The following is a 23,974-nucleotide window of genomic DNA, read 5'->3' as shown; positions in this document are numbered from 1 at the left end:
GAACCGCCGCACTGCCTTGGCCTGAACCCTGTCATTCCCATGCCACTGGCTCGCTGTGTACCAGCCAGTGGCTGACGGATGGGCCGGGTACTACACCAGATTGACGTGCAGGCCTTGCTGCACCAGGACATCTCCCAGGGTGTTGCCGCTTTCAAGGGCGGAGTTGTGGTAAACGTCGAACACTTGGCCATCGACCGTCCGTTGGCCCACCGAGCTCCAGGTGCCGCCTTCGGCCTGGGTCAGATTGACCTGGTCACCGACGCTGCCCTTGATCAGCAGGTTGTCACTGGCCGCATCCTTGACGTTCAGCGCCTCGTGCAGATCCAGCGTGATGCTGTTAGTGCCGCTGGTGCCCAAATCGAAGATATCGATGTGTTGCACCTTCAGGCCCAGCGCCGTCAGATCCAGGTTGAGGTTGTTGCCATCCAGCTCCAGGGTGTCGATACCCGCGCCGCCGTCGATCGACAGGAAGTCGAGGGCGTTAACGTGGATCACATCGTTAACGCTGCTGCCGTGGATGGTGTCGCCGCTGGCAGTAGTGCCATCCGCCAGATTGATGGTGACGCCGCCAATGCTGAAGGTGGTGTCTTCAACCTTGGTTTCGCTTGCGGTATCAACCGGCAGCGTTGGGTTTACCACCAGCGTGCTGGTGACGGTTTCGCTGGTATCCGTGGTGGTCTGGGTACTGCTGACCTCGCTGGTTGGCGTGCTGGTATCGGTGGTGGTGTGCTGCACGGCGGCTACCTGAGCATGCTGTACAGCGGTGTTATCGGTCGTGCTGTCGGTGCTGGTGTTTTCGGACCCCGATGTATCCAGTGACAGCGTTTCGACCGCTGCGTTGGCCGTCAGCAGCAGTGGCAATTCGATACCGGATGTCAGCCCTGCAGAGACGCTAACCCCGTTACCCGCCAGGTCGGTGACCGAAGCTGCCACTACGGTGCCCAACAGAGTAGGGATCAGGTTGAGCACATTTAGACCCTTGAGGGCGTTGGTGGTGTCGAATTTCACCGACCAATGACCGGTGGCGTCTACGGTGCCTAGCAGCGTACTGCCCAGCAAGGTGACGCTGACTTTCGCGCCTTGCTGCACGTTCAGGCTGGTACCGCTGACGGTCAGGCCGTTGGTTAGAATGCCCAGCGCCCCCGTCAGAGTCCCTAGAGCATCAATACCCAACAGCGGCAGCGCGTGGATTTTCACCGTAGCGTTGGCGTTGGCCGAGCTGGTGTTACCGTAGCGGTCGGTGACGGTAACGCCGACCGACAATGGGCCATCTGCCAGATTGACCAGGTTCAGGGTAGGAACGCTAACGCTCCATTTCCCGTCGTTGCCTACGGCGGCGCTCAATACCAGCCCTCCCACATTAACGCTGACCCTACCGCCGATGGCGTTGGTGGTGGTGCCACCGATCAGCTGGTTCAGGTTGGCTTCGCTCAGGTTGAGGAAACCATCACCAAACAGACTGCCCAGGCTGACGGTCGGCAGGTTGTGGATCCCTATACCCAGATCGGCGCTGATGCTGCCGGTTTTTCCTGCGGAGTTGGTGACCGAAACGCCCAGTGACAGATTGCCGTCCAGCAGGCTGGACAGGTTGAGCGGCGTCAGGCTGAGTGACCAGCTACCATCCGCTTTGACCTGGGTGGTGAAGGTATTGCTGCCCAGATGAACCTGAATGGTGGAGCCCGGTGCGTTGGTGGCATGACCGCTGATGATCTGGTTGCCGGTCGCTTCCAACGCATTCAGCAGGCCATCGCCGCCGAACAGCGGATCCAGCGTCAGGGTTGGCAGGGCGTTGATCAGCACGTTGAGCGGGCTGACCTTGCTCACGGTGTTACCTGCCGCATCGGTGAGGCTGGCGGTGACGTTGGTCAGGCCATCCAACAGCCCTTGCAGATCAAGAGCTGGGATCGGCAACTGCCATTTGCCGGTGGCATCGACGCTGGTGGTGTAGGTGTGACTGCCCAGCGTCAGAGTGATGGTGGTCCCGGCCGACACGTTACCAGCGTTGCCGCTCAGGATCTGCGGTGACAGCAGATCGCTCAGATCCAGCGTGCCGTCGCCAAACAGAGGGTTAAGCGTCAGCGTTGGCAGAATGGTCGCCACGTTGAGGCCTACGCTGGCACCGCTGGAGTTACCTGCCGGATCGGTGACCGTGGCACTGACGATCAGATTGCCCGCCGCCAGATCCGCCAACTGCAGCGGATTGATGGTGGCGCTCCAGCTACCGTCGGCACCGACCGTGGCGTTCAGTTGCAGCGTACCGACCTTGATCACCACCTGGGAACCTGCCGCCGCATTGGTGGTGGTCCCGCTGATGGTCTGGGTCAGCAGCGCTTCGGCCGCATTGAGGAAGCCGTCGCCGCCAAACAGCGGGTTCAGCGCCAGCGTTGGCAGCTTGTTGACGATCACATCAATCGCCGTATTCAGCACGCCGGTGTTACCGGAACCATCCAGCACCGAAACGCCAACGTTGATATTGCCGTCCAGCAGGGTGTGCAGATCGGCAGGTTGCAGCACCAGGCTGAACTTGCCGTCGGTACCGACGGTGGTCAGGAAGTTTTTACCGCCAAGAGAAACCTGCACCTGCGCACCGGCGCTGGCGAAGGCCACGGTACCGCTGACGGTTTGTGCCACCAACGCTTCCGCCGCGTTGAGGAAGCCATCACCGCCAAACAGCGGATCGAGTGTGATCACCGGCAGTTTCACATCCAGCTGTAGCCCGGCGGTGGCACTGGTGGTGTTGCCCACCGCATCGGTCGCTGAAGCGGTAACGGTGAAGTTACCGTTGCCCAGCCCTTGCAGGATACCGAGGATATCCGGCGTGACGGTGGCGCTCCATTTGCCGCCGTCGCCTACGGTGGCCGTCAGCGTTTGCGAACCGGCAATATCCAGATTGATGGTGGCGCCCTTCGCCAGATTGGTGACGGTGCCGCCGATGGTCTGGTTCAGCAACAGGTCTGCCACGTTGAGGATACCGTCGCCAAAGATCGGATCCAGCACGATGTGCGGCAGATTGTGGATGATGGCGGTGATATCGATGTTTTTGCTTACCACGTTACCGGCAGAGTCGGTCACCGATACGCCCAGCGCCAGATTGCCGTCGCTCAGGGCAGCCAGATCCAGCGGTGGGATCGACAGGCTCCAGACACCGCCCGCGCCCACGCTAGCGGTATAGGTTTTGGTGCCCAGGCTGACGCTAACGCTGCCGCCGCCGATACCAAGACCGTTAATCACCCCGCTGATGGTCTGAGACACACCGGCTTCAACCGCATTCAGTAGGCCATCGCCAAAGGCGGTGACCGGGCCGATCACCGGCAGGTTCTGCGTAAGGACATCGATATCGATCAGGTCGTTGACCACGTTGCCGTGGGAATCAACGATTTGCACCTGTATCTGCGCCAGACCGTCACCCAACAGGCTCAGTTGGCTTGGCAGCAGTGAGACGCTCCACTGGCCGTTGCCGCCCACGTTGGCATCCAGCGTTATCCCGGCAACGGTGACATGCACCACCGCACCGTTGTAATCGCCGGTGGCGTTACCGCTGATCACCTGAGTCAGCAGCGATTCGGCCAGGTTCAGCACGCCATCACCACCAAACAGGGCGTTAACCCCCGCGCCGAGCGTTTTGTTCAACGCCACGTTCAGCGTTACGTCGGTATGGCTGCTGTTGCCAGCGGTGTCGGTCAGCGTGACGCCGATGATCTGCGGCCCATCGGTCAGGCTTTGCAGATTGAGCGACGGCAGCGGAATGCTCCATTTGCCATCCGGCCCAACCACCACGCTGGCGGTCAACGGCCCTAACGTAACGGTGACAGTTTCGCCAATGCCGCCAGTCCCGGTCAATGTCTGGCCGAGCAGGGCTTCTGCCAGCGTCAGGATATTGTCCCCGGTCAGCAGATCGACCGACAGCAGTGGTGCCGTGGTATCGGTAGTAATGACATGCGTTGCCGGCGTGGTGTTGCCTGCCGCGTCGGACAGGGTGGCATTAATGGTGCTACTGCCCTGCGGCAGGTTAACCAGATCTGCCGGTGGCACGTTGACCGACCAGGTGCCGGCTCCACTGACCTGCGCACTGTAGGTTTTGCCGTTCAGCGTGACGGTGACAATGCGGCCCGCTTCCGAAACCGAAGCGGTACCGGAGATCGCCTGGGCGACTGAGCTTTCACTGGCGTTCAACACGTCGTTACCCGCGAAGGTATTGATGGTGAGCGTCGGCGGAATGCGGTCTACCAAGACGGTTTCGCTGGCGGTAAATACCGTTGGCAGCGGTGACAGCAGCGTAGTACTGGCCGTAACCACAATGTTGCCGTCAACCGGGAAGGTCACCACGGTGCTGAAGGTACCGTCTGCCAGTGTAGTGACCGGAATACCCAGCGGTAAGCCACCCACGGTAATGGTGACTACCTGCCCAAGGCCGATGCCACCGACCACTTTACCGGTCAGGTTGATGATCAGCCCAACTTCGCTGGCGTTAACGATGTTATCGCCTGTCACCGGATCGAGAGTGATGATCTGGCCCGGAGGCGTCAGGTTAACGGTGAAGTTGTGATTGTCGACGGCAATGTTCCCTGCCTGATCGCTGACCTGAGCCGTGATGCTTGGCGTCCCGCTCAGGGCTTTCAGATCGGCAGGTAGGACAGACACGCTCCAACTGCCATCGGCCAACACCACACCGGTATAGGTTTTGCTATTGAGCGTAACGGTCACTTGTTGCCCAACCGCGACGTTGGTGGAGGTACCGGTTATCAACTGTACCGATTGGCTCTCGGCATAGTTGATGATGTTATCCGCCGTGAAGTTACTGATGGTGACAGACGGCAGCGAGTTGACGGAAATATGTACTGAAGAACCGGCCGTGCCCTGGTTGCCAGCGGCATCCGTGGCGGTCACGGTGATGGTATTATCGCCCTCAGCCAGCGCTTTTAACTGCGGCGTAGTCAGCGCCAGGCTCCAGTTGCCGCCGCTGACCTGTGCGGTAAAGGTTTGCGTCCCAATCTTCACGCTGACCGTAGTCGCATCACCTGCGCTGCCTGTCAGAATTTGCCCCAGGTTGGCCTCGGCCAGGTTGAGGAAACCGTCACCGAACGGTGTGTTGATGGTTGGCACCGGCGCGGTAAGATCGCTGGTGAAGTTCAGTGCGCTGCTGTTGGTGTTGCCCGCGGCGTCGGTCGCCGTGACGGTCAGCACGTGTGGCCCATCCAGCAAGGTGCTCAGGGTGGCCGCAGGCAGCGGTAACGACCAGTTGCCGTTGATATCAACCTGCGCGTTGTAACTGACGCCATTGACATCGATAACCACTTTCACCGCCTGGCCTGAGCCATTTACCCCGGTGGTGCCGGTGATCGTCAGCGCACCGGCGGCTTCGCTGATGCTCAGCACACCGTCAACGCCAAACGGCGGAACTATGGTAGGAGTCGGCAGCGTCAGCAGGGCATTAACGTCCAGCGGTGAGGTGGTGGCCGTATTGCCGCCACGATCCTCGACGGTGACCTCAATGGTATGTTGCCCGTTGGTGAACACGGCAAGTTGGGCTGCGGTGAGTTGCAGAGACCAGCCACCCAGCCCATCGGCCTGAGCGGTAAAGGTCTGCTGATTTGGCAGGCCTTCGTCCACCGTTACCGTGACGATCTGGCCGCTGCCGATCAGACCGGTTTTGCCGGTCAGGGTTTGCGTCAGCGCGGCTTCGGCAATATTCAGCAGGCCATCGCCAAACGGCAGGTCCAGGGTTGGCAACGGCAGCTTGTTGACCAGGATCTCCAGCGAGCCGGTGGTGCTGTTGGTGTTACCCACTGCGTCGGTAACCGTCACCGTGACCGGCCAGTTGCCGTCCGGCAGGCCGAGCAGGGTGGCACTGTCGAGTGGCAGTGTCCAACTGCCGTCGGCATTTACCGTAGCAGCCAGGTTCAGGCCGTTGACGTTGACCATCACTTTCTGGCCAACATCGCTGGCAAGCCCGGTGGAGCCGGTGAGGGCTCCGCCCAACAAGGCTTCGGCATGGTTGACAATGCCATCGATAAACGGCGTGTCAAACCCGGCCACCGGCAGCCCGGTGAGGATGCTGTCAAAGTCCAGCGTCGCGCCATGGCTGTTGCCGCCTTTATCGGTAGCGACCACGCTGATGGTGTGCGGGCCATCCAACAGCTCCAGCAGATCGGCGGTTGGCAGGGTGACACTCCACTGGCCGTTGTTACCGACCGTGGCGTTGTAGTCTTTACCGTTGAGGCTGACTACCACCGTTTGACCGTTGCCGATAATGCCGGTGGTGCCGGTCAGCAGCTGATTGACCCCGGCTTCCACCAGGTTCAGTGCGCCGTCGCCAAACGGCAGGTTAATGGTTGGATTCGGCAGGATATGCGACAGGATCTCCAGTGAACCACCGGCGCTGGCAGGGTTACCGGCCGCATCCACGGCGGAGACCACCACCTGCACGGTGCCGTCTGCCAGCAAGGCCAGGGCATTGGCTGGGATCAGCGCGCTCCAGGTACCATCGTTATTCACGATACCGTTCACCACGTAGGTGCCAATCTTGACCAATACCGGGGTGTTAACCAGCAGGTTGGCCGCTGCACCACCGATTGGCGTAGCGATGCCCAGTTCGGCAATATTGAGAATATTGTCACCGAACAGCGGGTTCAACGTCAGTGATGGCAGCGTATGGGTATTGACCGCCACCGTGATGGAGTCTGACACGCCGTTACCTGCGGCGTCGGTGACGCTCACGCCGATGGTCACGCTACCATCCAATAGCCCTTGCAGGATATTGCTTGGAATATTGACGCTCCATGCACCGGTCGTTGGATCCGCCAGGGCGGTGTAAACGTTGGCACCCAGCGTGACGGTAACGGTCAGGCCCGGATCGGTATGCCCGCTCAACACTTGCCCCAGCAGTGCTTCCGCCAGGTTCAGGATGCCGTCACCAGCGAAGATATCGATCTCCAGCAACGGCGGCACGGTGTCAACAGTGACGTTATGGGTGGCGCTGGCCGGGTTCTCGGCGACATCGGTCACCGAGGCTGTCACGGTCTGCAAACCTTGCGGCAATGCCTGCACGTCGGCTGATGGAACCGTTGCGCTCCAACTGCCGTCTGCTTGTACCACGGCGGTGTAGGTTTTGCCGTTAAGCAGCACGCTGACTACCTGGCCAGGCTGCACGTGGCTGGATCCTCCGCTGATGATGATGGCAGCTTTCGCCTCATTGGCGTTGATGATGTCATCACCGGCAATCACGTTGACCGACAGCTGCGGCAGATTGCCCGCATCGGTGATCACGGTGAGGTTGTGGTTGGCGGTAGCCTGGTTGCCAGAGGTATCGCTAACCGTGGCGGTGATGGTGTCTTTACCGTCTGGCAAGGCCCCTACATCCACAGCTGGAACCTGCAGACTCCAACTGCCGTCCGCGCCGACGATGGCGGTGTAGGTTTTGCCATTGAGCGTTACGGTGACCTGTTGCCCCTGTTCGACGCGCTGGCTACCCCCGCTGATGGTCAGCGGCAGGTTGGATTCCGCCAGGCTGAGGTAGTCATCGCCGGACAGGGTGTTGATGGTCAACAGCGGCGCCTGGGCCGGGTCGGTATCCAGGGTGATGCCGTGGCTGACGCTGCCGGTGTTGCCAGCGGCGTCGGTCAAGGTGGCGGTGATGGAAGAGGCACCGTTCGGCAGGTTAGCCAGATCGCCAGCCGGAATGGTGACGCTCCAACTGCCATCCGCCAGCACCAGCCCGTTATAGGTCAAGCCGTTGATGGTGACTTTCACCACCACAGGCTGGCCGCTGTCGTTGATCGGTGCGGTACCGGTGATTTGCAGCGCTTGCTGGCTTTCGGCGATGTTGATGATGTCATCACCGCTGATGGTGTTGATGGTCAGCACTGGCACGGTCAGATCGACCGTGGCACTGGAGTTGATGCTGGAGGTGTTGCCAGCGATATCCCCGACGGTGACCCCAATGCTGGTTGGGCCGTCAGGCAGGGCCGCCAGATCGGCACTTGGTACGCTCACGCTCCAGTTGCCGTTGTTATCGACAATGCCGGTATAGGTTTTCCCTCCCAGCACCACGCTGACGGTTTGCCCGCTGCCGCTCACTCCGGTGGTGCCGCTCAGCGTTTGATCGCTGGTGGACTCCGCCTTGTTGAGGTAGCCATCACCGAACGGTGTGTTCAGGGTGGCAACCGGCAGGCTGTTGATCAGTACGCCCAACTGCTGCGAACCGGTGACCAGATTGCCCGCTTCGTCGGTGGCACTGACGGTGACGGTCAGATTGCCATCGCCCAGGATTGTCAGGTCGGCTGAAGGAACGGTCGTCGTCCAGCTGCCATCGGCCTGCACGATTGCCTCGTAGAACTTACCGTTTAGTGCAATGGTGACGGTCGCACCGGTGGCAACGTTGGTGGAACTCCCGCTGATGCTGATCCCAGCGGCGGCCTCGATGGCGTTCAACTGGTTATCGCCGGTGATTGGAGCAATCGCCAGGGCGCTCTGGGTGAGATCGACCGTAACATCATGGGTGGCGCTGGCCGGGTTACCGGCTTTATCGGTGACGTCGGCGGTGATCGTTAAGCTGCCGTTGGTCAACAGAGCCAGATCGGCTGCCGGTACGCTGGTGCTCCAGGAACCGTCTGCCTGCACGGTGGCGGTATAGGTTTTGCCATTGAGGGTGATGGCAACGATCTGCCCGGCTTCAACATTCAGGCTGCTGCCGCTCAGGGTTTGCGTTGCCTGCACCTCGGCACCGTCAATAATATTGTTGCCCGCAAAGGTGCCGATGGTCAGCACCGGTGCGTTCAACGGGCTGGCATCAACCCCGATGGCGTGGGTGATGCTAGTGCTGTTGCCGGCGCTATCGGTCAGGGTGGCGACCAGGTTATAGCTGCCATCGGACAGTGCGGTGAGATCGGCGGTTGGCAGAGAAGTGCTCCACGAACCGTCCGGCTGAACCACCGCAGTGTAGGTTTTACCGTTCAACGTCAGCGTTACGGTACGACCAGCATCGCCGATGGAGGCGGTGCCTGAGACGGTCTGGTTAAGCAGCACTTCTGCGCTGTTAAGCACGTCATCCCCGGCAATGACGCCGATGGTGAGGGTCGGAGCGACCTTATCGACCACGACGGTGCCACTCAGGGTGTTGCTGTTGCCTGCAGAATCGGTGACCACTACGTTGAGCAATGGCGTCCCATCCGGCAATGCCTGCAGATCGCCAACCGGAACGGTTACGCTCCAGTTGCCGCTACCGTCTACCGTGCCGGTATAGGTTTTATCCCCAAGGGTCACGGTCACGGTTTGCCCCGGCGTGGTGATGCCGGTGGAACCGGTGATGGTCTGTGGCTGGCCAGCTTCCGTACCGTTCAGGATGCCATCGCCAAACGGCGTATCGAGGGTGGCGTCTGGCAGGTTATGGATAAATACGCCCAAGGTATGGCTGCTGCTGACCGGGTTACCGGCCTGGTCGACAGCGGAAACGCTCAGGTTGATATTGCCGTCTGCCAACAGCGCCAGATCGGCCGGTGGTACCAGCACGCTCCAGGAACCGTCCGCCAGCGTAATACCGGTGTAGGTTTTGCCGTTCAGCGTCACGGTCACGCTTGCGCCAATGGCCAGATTGAGGCTGCTGCCGCTGATGGCTAATGGCAACAGGCTTTCGGCCAGATTCAGCTTATCGTCACCGGCAATCACGTCGATGGCGATGCCGCTCAGGGCCGTGTTGACCAGCACGTTGTGCGTTGCTGTGGCCGGGTTGCCGGAAGTATCGCTAACGGTGACGTTAATGGTGCTGTTGCCCTGAGCCAGTTGGCCCAGATCGGCGGCGGATACGCTGGTGCTCCAGGTACCGTCTGCCAGCACGGTGGCTGTGTAGGTTTTGCCATTCAGCGTGATGGTCACCAACTGGCCCGCTTCCACGTGGGTGGTGGTACCGCTCAGCGTCTGGCTGGTTTTCACCTCTGCGCCGTCGATAATATCGTTACCGGCAAACACATTGATGCTCAGGGTTGGCAGATCCAGCAGATTGGCGTCGATCGTCACGGTATGGGTGACGGTAGTGGTGTTGCCCGCCGCATCGCTCAGGGTAGTGGTTAATGGATAACTGCCATCGCCAATTGCTTGCAGATCGGCGCTTGGGATGGTGGCACTCCAGGTGCCGTCGTTGGCGACTACCCCGGTATAGGACTTACCGTTGAGGGTTACCGTGACGGTACGCCCGGCATCGCCGATGGAAGCGGTGCCGGAAACCACCTGGTCGCTGAGGCTTTCCAGGGCGTTAACCTTGTCATCCCCTGCAAACGGCTTGACCGCCAGAGTGGGTGGCACCAGATCGACCTGTGCCGTAGTGCTGCCAGGTACGCTGTTACCCGCGGAGTCCGTAGCGGATACGCTGATGGTATTGCTGCCCGCTGGCAGGTTTTGCAGATCGGCCGATGGGATGGATACGCTCCAGTTACCGCTGCCATCCACGGTTGCGGTATAGGTTTTGCCACCCAGAGTGACGATCACGCTTTGTCCCACACCAGGGATACCGGTGCTACCGCTCAGCAGTTGTGCTGTGGCGGCCTCCGCCTGGTTGAGGAAACCATCGCCAAACGGCAGATTGATGGTTGGCTCTGGCAGGGTATGGATATGCACATCCAGCGAATGACTGTTGCTGACCGGATCGACTCCTGGGTTGGAGACGCTGGCGGTGACCGTGGTCAGGCCGTCTTGCAGGGCCAGCAGATCGGCGCTGTTCACCGATACGCTCCAACTGCCGTTGGCCAGAACGACGCCGGTGTAGGTTTTGCCGTTCAAGGTGACGGTAACGGTTTGGCCTGCGTTCACATTGACCGTGGTCCCGCTGATGGTCAGCGGCTGTGAGGCTTCGGTCAGGTTCAGCTTATCGTCGCCGGCAATCAGGTTAATGGCGATGCTTTCCACTGCCGTATCAACGCTGATGGCATGGCTGCCGGTGGCCGGATTGCCTGCCCGATCGCTGACGCTGGCGGTGATGGTAGCCTGGCCGTTGGCCAGCAACGCCATATCCGCCGCCGGAACGTTAACGCTCCAGGCGCCGCCCACCTGCACGGTGGCGAAGTAGGTTTTGCCGTTCAAGGTCAGGGTAACGGTCTGGCCCACCTCGACATTGGTGGTGGTACCGGACAGGGCCTGAGTGACCAGCGCTTCGGCCCCGTTAACGATATCGTCCCCGGCGAATGCGCCGATGCTCACCGTTGGCAGATTGGCCGGGTTGGCATCGACATTGAGGCTGTGGGTGACGCTGGTGCTGTTGCCAGCCGCATCGGTGAGGGTCGCGACCAGATTGTGGCTACCGTCGGTGAGCGCTTGCAGATCGGCGGCAGGCAGGCTGGTGCTCCACGATCCATCTGGCTGTACCACGGCGGTGTAAGTCTTGCCGTTCAACGTCAGGGTCACGGTGCGACCCGCATCCGCGACCGAGGCGGTGCCGGACACGGTTTGTGCCACTAGCACTTCTGCGGCGTTCAGCACATCATCCCCGGCAACCAGACCCACGGTGAGGGTAGGCGCAGTTGCATCAACGGTGACGGTGGTGTTCAGCGTATTGCTGTTACCGGCGGCATCGGAGACCACTACGGACAAGGCTGGTGTGCCGTCAGGCAGCGCTTGCAGATCGTTAGAAGGAACGCTGACGCTCCAGTTACCGCTGCCGTCCACGGTGCCGGTGTAGGTTTTACCGCCCAGGGTGACCGTGACGGTCTGCCCTGGCGTGGTGATGCCGGTAGACCCTGTGAGGGTCTGAGGCTGGCCCGCTTCGGCACCGTTCAGAATACCGTCGCCAAACGGTGTATTCAGGGTAGCTTCTGGCAGGCTATGGGTAAAGACGCCCAGGTTGTGGCTGTCGCTGACCGGGTTACCGGCCTGATCGGTGGCAGTGACGGTCACGGTAGCGGTGCCATCGGCCAGCAATGCCAAGTCGGCGGCAGGTACGGAGACGCTCCAGGAACCATCAGCCAGTGTGGTGCCGGTGTAGGTTTTACCGTTCAAGGTCACGGTAACCGTGGCGCCGACGGCCAGATTGGTACTGCTACCGCTGATTGCCAACGGCAGTTGGCTTTCCGCCAGGTTGAGTTTGTCATCACCGGCGATCACGGCAATCGACAGCCCGCTGAGGTCGGTATCGACGGTCACCTCATGACTGCCGCTGGCCGGGTTACCTGCAGTGTCGTTGACGGTGGCGGTAATGGTGGTCTGGCCGTTGGCCAACAACGCCAGGTCGGCAGCCGGTACGCTGGTGCTCCAGGAACCATCGGCCAGCACGGTGGCTGTGTAGGTTTTACCGTTCAGCGTAATGGTCACGATCTGGCCCGCTTCCACATGGGTGGAGGTGCCTGACAGGGTCTGAGCGGTTTTCACTTCCGCGCCGTCGATGATGTCGTTACCGGCAAATACACCGATGCTGACGGTTGGCAGGTTGGCCGGGTTGGCGTCGACATTGATGCTGTGGGTGACGCTGGTGCTGTTGCCTGCGGCATCGATGAGGATTGCCACCAGATTGTGGCTACCGTCGCTGAGCGCCTGCAGATCGGCAGCGGGCACGCTGGTGTTCCACGAGCCATCCGGTTGCACCACGGCGGTGTAGGTTTTGCCGTTCAAGGTCAGGGTGACGGTGCGACCCGCATCCGCGATCGAGGCGCTGCCGGAGACGCTCTGTGCCACCAGCACTTCGGCGGCGTTCAGCACATCATCGCCAGCAATCAGGCCCACGGTGAGGGTAGGCGCGGTTGCATCGACGGTGACGGTGGTATTCAGCGTATTGCTGTTACCTGCGCTGTCAGTAACCGTCACGGTCAAAGCTGGCGTGCCGTCTGGCAGCGCTTGCAGATCGGCAGAAGGAACGCTGACGCTCCAGTTGCCGCTGCCATCCACGGTGCCGGTATAGGTTTTACCACCCAGGGTGACCGTGACGGTCTGGCCTGGTGTGGTGATGCCGGTGGACCCCGTGATGGTTTGCGGCTGACCCGCTTCTGCGCCATTCAGAATGCCATCGCCAAACGGCGTGTTCAGCGTGGCGTCTGGCAGGCTATGGATAAACACGCCCAGATCGTGGCTGCCGCTGACCGGGTTACCGGCCTGATCGACGGCGGTCACGCTGAGAGTGGCGGTGCCATCGGCCAGCAAGGCCAGATCGGCCGCAGGCACGGTGACGCTCCAGCTACCGTCTGCCAGCGTGGTGCCGGTGTAGGTTTTACCGTTGAGCGTGACGGTTACGGTTGCACCCGTGGCCAGGTTGGCACTGCCGCCGTTGATGGTGAGTGGCAGCAGGCTTTCTGCCAGATTCAGCTTGTCGTCACCGGCAATGACGGCAATCGACAGGCCGCTGAGGTTAGTGTCGACGGTCACGTCATGGCTGGCACTGGCCGGGTTCCCGGCACTGTCGCTGACGGTGGCGGTAATGGTGGTCTGGCCGTTGGCCAGCAGTGCCAGATCGGCAGCCGGTACGCTGGTGCTCCAGGAGCCATCGGCCAGCACGGTGGCGGTGTAGGTTTTGCCATTCAGGGTAATAGTGACGGTCTGGCCCACTTCCACATGGGCAGTGGTGCCAGACAGGGTCTGAGCGGTCTTCACTTCTGCGCCGTCGATAATGTCATTACCAGCAAATACACCGACGCTGATGGTCGGCAGGTTGGCCGGGTTGGCGTCGACATTGATGCTGTGGGTCACGCTGGTGCTGTTGCCCGCAGTATCGGTGAGGGTAGCGACCAGGTTATGGCTGCCGTCGCTGAGCGCCTGCAGATCGGCGGCGGGCAGTGACGCACTCCACGAACCATCCGGTTGCACCACGGCGGTGTAGGTTTTGCCGTTCAAGGTCAGGGTGACAGTGCGGCCTGCATCACCAATCGAGGCGGTGCCGGACACGGTCTGTGCCACCAACACTTCGGCGGCGTTGAGCACATCATCGCCAGCAATCAGGCCCACGGTCAGGGTTGGTGCGGTTGCATCGACGGTGACGGTGGTATTCAGCGTATTGCTGTTGCCAGCGGCATCGGTGACCACTACAGACAAAGCCGGTGTACCGTCTGGCAGCGCTTGCAAATCGGCAGAAGGGACGGTGACGCTCCAGTTGCCGTTGGCATCCACGGTGCCGGTATAGGTTTTACCGCCCAGGGTGACCGTAACGGTCTGCCCCGGCGTGGTGATGCCGGTGGAGCCCGTGATGGTCTGCGGTTGGCCCGCTTCCGTGCCGTTCAGGATGCCATCGCCAAACGGCGTGTTCAGGGTGGCGTCCGGCAGAGTGTGGATAAACACACCCAGATTATGGCTGTTGCTGACCAGGTTGCCGCCCTGATCGACGGCGCTGACGCTGACGGTGGCGGTGCCATCGGCCAGCAGTGCTAAATCGGCGGCTGGGACCTGAACGCTCCAGGAACCGTCTGGCAGGGTCAGGCCGATGTAAATCTTGCCATTCAGCGTCACGGTGACGATGGCACCGAGCGGCAGATTGGCGCTGTCGCCGGAGATCGTCAGCGGCTGCAGACTTTCGGCCAGATTCAGTTTGTCATCCCCTGCGATCACGGAGATGGACAGCCCACTGAGGTTGGTATCGACGGTCACGTCATGGCTGGCGTTGGCCGGGTTACCTGCACTGTCGCTGACGGTGGCGGTAATGGTGGTCTGGCCGTTGGCCAACAGTGCCAGATCCGCAGCCGGTACGCTGGTGCTCCAAGTGCCATCTACTAGCACGGTGGCGGTGTAGGTTTTGCCGTTCAGCGTGATGGTGACGGTCTGGCCCGCTTCCACATGGGTGGTGGTACCGGTCAGGGTCTGGGCGGTTTTCACCTCTGCGCCGTCGACAATGTCGTTACCGGCGAACACGTTGATGCCGAGCGTCGGCAGGTTGGCCGGGTTGGCATCCACACCGAGGACATGGGTAGTGCTGGTGCTGTTACCCGCGGCATCGGTGAGGATAGCGACCAGGTTATGGCTACCATCGCTAAGCGCTTGCAGATCGGCGGCGGGCAGACTGGTGCTCCACGATCCATCTGGTTGCACCACGGCGGTGTAGGTTTTGCCATTCAAGGTCAGGGTGACGGTGCGGCCCGCATCGGCGACCGAGGCGGTACCGGAGACGGTCTGCGCCACCTGTACTTCCGCGGCATTCAACACATCATCCCCAGCCACTACGTTAACGGTGAGGGTTGGGGCAGTCTCATCGACGGTAACGGTGGTGTTCAGCGTATTGCTGTTACCGGCGGCATCCATAACGGTTACGGACAGGGTAGGCGTGCCGTCTGGCAGCGCTTGCAGATCGGCTGCCGGAATGGTGGCGCTCCAGTTGCCGCTGGCATCCACGGTGCCGGTGTAGGTTTTACCGCCCAGGGTGACGGTAACGGTCTGCCCCGGCGTGGTGATGCCGGTAGACCCCGTGATGGTTTGTGGCTGACCCGCTTCTGCGCCATTCAGAATGCCATCGCCAAACGGTGTGTTCAGGGTGGCGGTTGGCAGACTATGGATAAACACGCCCAGATCGTGGTTGCCGCTGACCGGATTACCGGCCTGGTCGACGGCGGTGACGGTCACGGTGGTGGTGCCATCGGCCAGCAAGGCCAAGTCGGCGGCAGGCACGGAGACGCTCCAGGAGCCGTCTGCCAGCGTGGTGCCGGTGTAGGTTTTACCGTTCAGGGTCACGGTAACCGTAGTCCCGACGGCCAGGTTCTGGCTGTTGCCATTGATCGCCAGCGGCAGCTGGCTTTCCGCCAGGCTGAGTTTGTCATCACCGGCAATGACGGCGATAGACAGCCCGCTGAGATCGGTATCGACGGTCACCTCATGGCTGGTGCTGGCTGGGTTACCGGCGCTGTCGCTGACGGTGGCGGTGATAGTGGTCTGGCCGTTAGCCAACAGTGCCAGATCGGCAGCCGGTACGCTGGTACTCCAGGATCCATCCGCCAAGACGGTCGCCGTGTAGGTTTTGCCGTTCAAGGTAATAGTGACAGTCTGACCGGCTTCCACATGGGTGGTGGTGCCGGACAGGGTTTGGGCAGTTTTCACCTCCGCGCCGTCGACAATGTCGTTACCGGCAAATATGCCGATGCTGACGGTTGGCAGGTTGGCCGGGTTGGCGTCGACATTGATGCTGTGGGTGACGCTGGTGCTGTTGCCCGCCGCATCGGTGAGGGTGGCGACCAGATTGTGGCTGCCATCGGCCAGGGCGGCGAGGTCGGCCGCAGGCAGGCTGGTGCTCCATGAACCATCCGGTTGCACCACGGCGGTGTAGGTTTTGCCGTTCAAGGTCAGGGTGACGGTGCGGCCCGCATCGGCAACGGACGCGGTGCCGGACACGGTCTGTGCCACCAACACTTCGGCAGCATTCAGCACATCATCCCCGGCAATCAGACCCACGGTGAGGGTAGGCGCGGTTGCATCGACGGTAACGGTAGTATTCAGCGTATTGCTGTTCCCTGCGGCATCCGTGACCGTGACGGTCAAGGCTGGCGTGCCGTCAGGCAGCGCTTGCAGATCGGCCGCTGGAATGGCGGCGCTCCAGTTGCCGCTGGCATCTACGGTGCCGGTATAGGTTTTACCGCCCAGGGTGACCGTAACGGTTTGCCCCGGCGTGGTGATACCTGTGGTGCCGGTGAGGGTCTGCGGCTGGCCCGCCTCGGCACCATTCAGAATGCCATCGCCAAACGGTGTGTTCAGGGTGGCTTCTGGCAGGCTATGGGTAAATACGCCCAGGTTGTGGCTATCGCTGACCGGGTTACCGGCCTGATCGACGGCGGTGACGGTCACGGTGGCGGTACCATCGGCCAGCAAGGCCAAGTCGGCGGCAGGCACGGAGACGCTCCAGGAGTCGTCTGCCAGCGTGGTGCCGGTGTAGGTTTTACCGTTCAGGGTCACGGTAACCGTAGTCCCGACGGCCAGGTTGGCGCTGCTGCCGTTAATGGCCAGCGGCAGTTGGCTTTCTGCCAGGCTGAGTTTGTCATCGCCCGCGATAATGGCGATAGACAGGCCGCTCAGGTTGGTGTCGACGGTCACGTCATGGTTGGCGCTGGTTGGGTTCCCGGCGCTGTCGCTAACGGTGGCGGTAATGGTGGTCTGGCCGTTGGCCAGCAGCGCCAGATCGGCAGCCGGTACGCTGGTACTCCAGGATCCATCCGCCAGCACGGTAGCGGTGTAGGTTTTGCCGTTCAAGGTAATAGTGACAGTCTGACCGGCTTCCACATGGGTGGTGGTGCCGGACAGGGTTTGGGCGGTTTTCACCTCTGCGCCGTCGACAATGTCGTTACCGGCGAACACGTTGATGCCGAGCGTTGGCAGATTGGCCGGGTTGGCGTCGACGTTGATGTTGTGGGTGACGCTGGTGCTGTTGCCCGCCGCATCGGTGAGGGTGGCGACCAAGTTATGGCTACCGTCGGCCAGGGCGGCGAGGTCGGCCGCAGGCAGGCTGGTGCTCCATGAACCATCTGGCTGCACCACGGCGGTGTAGGTTTTACCGTTCACGGTCAGGGTGACGGTGCGGCCCGCATCACCAATCGAGGCGGTACCGGAGACGGTCTGCGCCACCAGCACTTCGGCGGCGTTCAGCACGTCATCCCCTGCAACCAGACTCACGGTGAGGGTCGGTGCCGTCTCATCGACGGTGACAGTGGTGTTCAACGTATTGCTGTTGCCTGCGGCATCGGTGACCGTGACGGTCAAGGCTGGCGTGCCGTCTGGCAGCGCTTGCAGGTCGGCAGAAGGGACGCTGACGCTCCAGTTGCCGTTGGCATCCACGGTGCCGGTGTAGGTTTTACCGCCCAGAGTGACCGTAACGGTTTGCCCTGGCGTGGTGATGCCGGTGGAGCCGGTCAATGTCTGCGGTTGGCCCGCTTCTGCGCCATTCAGGATACCATCGCCAAACGGCGTGTTCAGGGTGACGTCCGGTAGGCCATGGATAAACACGCCCAGGTTGTGGCTGTCGCTGACCGGATTACCGGCCTGATCGACGGCGGTGACGGTCACGGTGGCGGAGCCATCGGCCAGCAACGCCAAGTCGGCGGCAGGCACGGAGACGCTCCAGGAGCCGTCTGCCAGCGTGGTGCCGGTGTAGGTTTTACCGTTCAGGGTGACGGTAACCGTAGTCCCGACGGCCAGGTTGGCGCTGCTGCCGTTAATGGCCAGCGGCAGCTGGCTTTCCGCCAGGCTGAGTTTGTCATCACCGGCAATGACGGCGATAGACAGCCCGCTCAGGCTGGTGTCGACGGTCACGTCATGGCTGGCACTGGCCGGGTTCCCGGCGCTGTCGCTGACGGTGGCGGTAATGGTGGTCTGGCCGTTGGCCAACAGCGCCAGATCGGCAGCCGGTACGCTGGTGCTCCAGGAACCATCGGCCAGCACGGTGGCGGTGTAGGTTTTGCCGTTCAGGGTAATAGTGACGGTCTGACCCGCTTCCACGTGGGTGGTGGTACCAGACAGGGTCTGGGCGGCTTTCACCTCTGCGCCATCGACAATGTCGTTACCGGCAAATATGCCGATGCTGAGTGTTGGCAGGTTGGCCGGGTCGGCATCGACGTTGACGCCGTGGGTGACGCTGGTGCTGTTGCCTGCGGCATCGGTGAGGGTGGCGACCAGATTGTGGCTGCCGTCGCTGAGCGCCTGCAGATCGGCGGCGGGCAGTGACGCACTCCACGAACCATCCGGTTGTACCACGGCGGTGTAAGTCTTGCCGTTCAAGGTCAGGGTCACAGTGCGGCCTGCATCCGCGACTGAAGCAGTACCAGACACGGTCTGCGCCACCTGCACCTCGGCAGCGTTGAGGATATCGTCGCCTGCGATGGTGTTGATGGTGAGGGTTGGCGCGGTCTCATCGACGGTGACGGTGGTGTTCAGCGTATTGCTATTGCCCGCCGCATCGGTGACCGTGACGCTCAAGGCCGGCGTGCCGTCTGGCAATGCTTGCAGATCGGCCGCAGGAATGGTGACGCTCCAGTTGCCGTTGGCATCCACGGTGCCGGTATAGGTTTTACCGCCCAGGGTGACCGTGACGGTTTGCCCTGGCGTGGTGATGCCAGTCGTCCCAGTCAATGTCTGCGGTTGGCCCGCCTCTGCGCCGTTCAGGATGCCATCGCCAAACGGTGTATTCAGGGTAGCTTCTGGCAGGCTATGGGTAAATACGCCCAGGTTGTGGCTGTCGCTGACCGGGTTACCGGCCTGATCAGTGGCAGTGACGGTCACGGTAGCGGTGCCATCGGCCAGCAAGGCCAGATCGGCCGCAGGCACGGAAACGCTCCATGAGCCATCTGCCAGCGTGGTGCCGGTGTAGGTTTTACCGTTCAGGGTCACGGTAACCGTAGTCCCGACGGCCAGGTTGGCGCTGCTGCCGTTGATGGCCAGCGGCAGCTGGCTTTCCGCCAGGCTGAGTTTGTCATCACCGGCGATCACGGCGATAGACAGCCCGCTGAGGTCGGTGTCGACGGTCACGTCATGGCTGGCGTTGGCCGGGTTCCCGGCGCTGTCGCTGACGGTGGCGGTAATGGTGGTCTGGCCGTTGGCCAGCAGTGCCAGATCGGCAGCCGGTACGCTGGTGCTCCAGGAACCATCGGCCAGCACGGTCGCCGTGTAGGTTTTGCCGTTCAGGGAGATGGTGACGGTCTGGCCCGCTTCCACATGGGCAGTGGTGCCAGACAGGGTCTGAGCGGTTTTCACCTCTGCGCCGTCGACAATATCGTTACCGGCGAACACGTTGATGCCGAGCGTTGGCAGGTTGGCCGGGTCGGCATCGACGTTGACGCCGTGGGTGACGCTGGTGCTGTTGCCTGCGGCATCGGTGAGGGTGGCGACCAGATTATGGCTACCGTCGCTGAGCGCCTGCAGATCGGCGGCGGGCAGTGACGTACTCCACGAACCATCCGGTTGCACCACGGCGGTGTAGGTTTTGCCGTTCAAGGTCAGGGTGACGGTGCGGCCCGCATCGGCAACGGACGCAGTGCCGGAGACGGTCTGCGCCACCTGCACCTCAGCAGCGTTGAGGATATCGTCGCCCGCGATGGTGTTTATGGTGAGGGTAGGCGCGGTTGCATCGACGGTAACGGTGGTGTTCAAGGTGTTGCTGTTGCCAGCCGCATCGGTGACCGTGACGGTCAAGGCTGGCGTGCCGTCTGGCAGCGCTTGCAGGTCGGCGCTTGGCAGCGTGACGCTCCAGTTGCCGTTGGCATCCACGGTACCGGTGTAGGTTTTACCGCCCAGGGTGACCGTGACGGTTTGGCCTGGCGTGGTGATGCCGGTAGAGCCCGTGAGGGTCTGCGGTTGGCCCGCTTCTGCGCCATTCAGGATGCCATCGCCAAACGGCGTGTTCAGGGTGACGTCCGGCAGGCCATGGATAAATACGCCCAGGTTGTGGCTGTCGCTAACCGGGTTACCTGCCTGATCGACGGCGGTGACGGTCACGGTGGCGGAGCCATCGGCCAGCAAGGCCAAGTCGGCGGCAGGCACGGAGACGCTCCAGGAGCCGTCTGCCAGCGTGGTGCCGGTGTAGGTTTTACCATTCAGGGTGACGGTAACCGTAGTCCCGACGGCCAGGTTGGCGCTGCTGCCGTTAATGGCCAGCGGCAGTTGGCTTTCTGCCAGGCTGAGTTTGTCATCACCGGCGATCATGGCGATAGACAGCCCGCTCAGGCTGGTGTCGACGGTCACGTTATGGCTGGCACTGGTCGGGTTCCCGGCGCTGTCGCTGACGGTGGCGGTAATGGTGGTCTGGCCGTTGGCCAACAGGGCCAGATCGGCAGCCGGTACGCTGGTGCTCCAGGAACCATCGGCCAGCACGGTGGCGGTGTAGGTTTTACCGTTCAGGGTGATGGTGACGGTCTGCCCGGCTTGCACGTGGGTGGTGGTACCAGACAGGGTCTGGGCGGTTTTCACCTCTGCGCCGTCGACAATGTCGTTACCGGCGAACACGTTGATGCCGAGCGTTGGCAGGTTGGCCGGGTCGGCATCGACGCTGACGCCGTGGGTCACGCTGGTGCTGTTACCTGCGGCATCGGTGAGGGTGGCGACCAGATTATGGCTGCCGTCTGCCAGAGCGGCGAGGTCAGCTGCTGGCAGTGAAGCGCTCCAGGTGCCGTCCGCTTGTACCACAGCAGTGTAGGTCTTGCCGTTCAAGGTCAGGGTGACGGTGCGGCCCGCATCGGCAACGGACGCAGTGCCGGACACGGTCTGCGCCACCAGCACCTCAGCAGCGTTGAGGATATCGTCGCCCGCGATGGTGTTGATGGTGAGGGTTGGCGCGGTCTCATCGATGGTGACGGTGGTGTTCAGCGTATTGCTGTTGCCCGCCGCATCGGTAACCGTGATTGTCAAGGCCGGAGTGCCGTCTTGCAACGCTTGCAGATCGGCGGCAGGGATGGTGACGCTCCAGTTGCCGTTGGCATCCACGGTGCCGGTATAGGTTTTACCGCCCAGGGTGATGGTGATGGTCTGGCCCGGACTGGTGATGCCGGTGGTGCCGGTAAGCGTCTGTGGCTGACCCGCTTCTGCGCCGTTCAGGATGCCGTCACCAAACGGCGTGTCCAGAGTCACCGCAGGCAAATCATGAGTGTAAACGTCCAGATTATGCGTGGTGGTCACGGTAGAACCATCGTTGCCTATCACGCTGGCAGAAATGGTGTTGCTGCCTTCGGCCAGCAGTTGCAGATCGGCGCTAGGCACCTGCAATGTCCAACTGCCGTCCGCCAATACCAGTGCGGTATAGGTTTTGCCATTTAGCGTGACGGTAACGGTAGCCCCGGCAGCGACGTTGGCCGTGGTACCACTGATGGCGAGTGGAAGTCCGGCTTCGACGGCGTTGAGTTTATCGTCTGAAGAGACAATACCGATATTGATTGCCGAAGCATTGCTGTCTACGGTGATCACTTGTGGGACGGTAGTGGTGGTATTGCCTGCCTGATCGCTGAGCGTGGCGATCATCTCATAGCTACCGTCGATCAACGCGGCCATATCCGCGGCTGGCACGCTGATGCTCCATTTGCCATCGGCACCTACGATGCCGGTATAGGTTTTGCCATTGAAGGAAACGCTGACCACCTGCCCAGCTTCGCTGACGGAAGCGGTGCCGGTGATGTTTTGCGCCGATTTTTGCTCGTCGACGGTGATCAAATCGTCGCCGGTAAATTTATCCAACGTCAGCACCGGTGGCACGGTATCTACCTGCAAGTGCTCCGTCACTGTAGTGCTGTTGCCTGCGGCGTCGGTAGCCGTCACGGTGAGGGTATTATCCCCTTGAGCCAACGCCTGCAGGTCTGCGGCAGGCAGTACCAGGCTCCACTTGCCATCCCCGCCAGTGACTGTCGTGTAGGTTTTACCATTCAGGGTAACGACAATGGTCTGGCCCGGATTGCTGGTGCCGCTCAGGGTCTGTGATGTTTGCGCCTCGGCGGCGTTGAGTACGTCGTCTCCGGCCAGTTTGTTGACGGTCAGCACCGGGGCGGTCAAATCGACTGTGATGTTCTCATGCGCATTGGCGCTTTGGCCTGCTTTGTCGGTGACGGTGGCATTGAGCGTGATCGAGCCATTGGCCAGCGCGGCCAGATCGGCGGCAGGCAGTGAAAGCGACCAACTGCCATCGCCTTGAACCACGGCGCTATAGGTTTTGCCGTTCAAGGTGATGGTAACGGTTTGCCCCGCCTGAACATTTTGCGTATGGCCGCTCAGCGTTTGGGGGCTTTTCGCTTCGTTGGCGTTGATTACGTTATCGCCGGTCAGGGCGTTAATCGTGATCTGCGGGGTAGGATTAACTACGGTGGTATCAACCGAGATCTGATGATCTACCGTGGTTTGGTTGCCCACTTTATCGACGGAGGTCACGATTAACTCATAGTTACCGTTTTTCAGCAAAGCCAGATCTGCCGCAGGCAGTTGCAGGCTCCATTTGCCGTCGCTACCCACCGTCGTGGTGTAGGTTTTACCGTTCAGGGTAATGGTAATTGTCAGCCCGACCTCGCCGGTACCGCTCAGCGCCTGCGCCGCTTTTAACTCGGCACCGGTCAGGTGGTCATCGCCGGTCAGCTTGTTGACGGTCAAGGCTGGCGGAGTGGTATCGACCAGCACGGAGATGGTTTTTTCGACGCTAACCCCATCCTGGTTGGTCACTTTAACCGTCAGTTGATAATTGCCGTCTTTCAGGCTAGAAAGCGCAGCGGAGCTAAAGTCAAAGCTCCACTTGCCATCGGCTCCGACGGTAGTGGTGTAACTTTTGCCGTTGAGCGTCAGCGTGATGGTCGCGCCTGCGGCAACGCCGGTGGTCAGGCCGCTCAGTAACTGGGCAATTTTAACTTCACTGGCGTTGAGAACGTTGTCCTGGCCCAGCTTCCCGACGGTCAGGGTAGGTTGTTCTGGCGGTACGGACGGTTCGTCATTGTTGTGGTCGTTCTTCCCCGTCCCGGTAGCTATGGCGACGCCAGCCCCCAGCGCCAGGCCAGCCAGAATGGCGGCGATGGCACCGTTGGATAAATCATGATCGGTAATTAGCAGAGACGAAACATCAGAGAGTGACTCAAACTGCGGTGTGATCAGCGTTGGCTCAGCGGTGGCGGCGGTTGCCGGGAATATCGCGTGCTGGATGGCGCCATTGCCATCATCAAACACCAATTCGCTGTGTTTGCCGTCGGCGTCCACTTCAAAGAAGCTCTGATAACGTACCGTGGTGCCATCTTTCATATGCACGATCAGGTCGTTACCTTGGCGTTCATAGCTGCTCACCAAAGCCTGAGTACCATGGATCCGCACAATACTGCTTTGTGTGAGGCTGACGGAACGGGTACCGGTTGCTACGTCAGCGATTTTCGCGCCGCCATGACGAGCAATAATATCAACAGCCCCAAGGGTAAAATTGGATTGTGCCATGTGGTTAGCCTCTGAACGCCAAAGTTAATTTGCATAACGCGCCAAAGCCGTTTGTGTGGCTTTTGTAGGCGCGCTGGAATGCCCGAGGGGGTGCCCTAGAGCTAAATTTAACCTGGTGTTTAGATGACTAATTAGTACAAAGGTAACACTAAACTCATCC

1 protein-coding gene is annotated in these 23,974 nt (G+C 61.2%); it reads right to left on the bottom strand.

Annotated elements, in window-relative coordinates; genetic code table 11:
• Window positions 1-90: 90 nt before the first annotated feature.
• Entirely contained in the window at window positions 91-23,814 is a 23,724-nt protein-coding gene (locus AC6HVW_RS16830; protein ID WP_497569559.1) for an Ig-like domain-containing protein, read from the bottom strand.
• Between the last annotated feature and the right edge of the window lie 160 nt (window positions 23,815-23,974).

This window comes from Serratia sp. NCCP-200 (assembly GCF_059697885.1).
Note: the sequence above shows the minus strand (reverse complement) of the source record. Positions and strands in the feature narration are given on the sequence as shown.

What these genes read in the sequence shown, in the direction of transcription:
- AC6HVW_RS16830 (WP_497569559.1), bottom strand. Translation starts at nt 23,814, where the DNA reads ATGGCACAATCCAATTTTACCCTTGGGGCTGTTGATATTATTGCTCGT.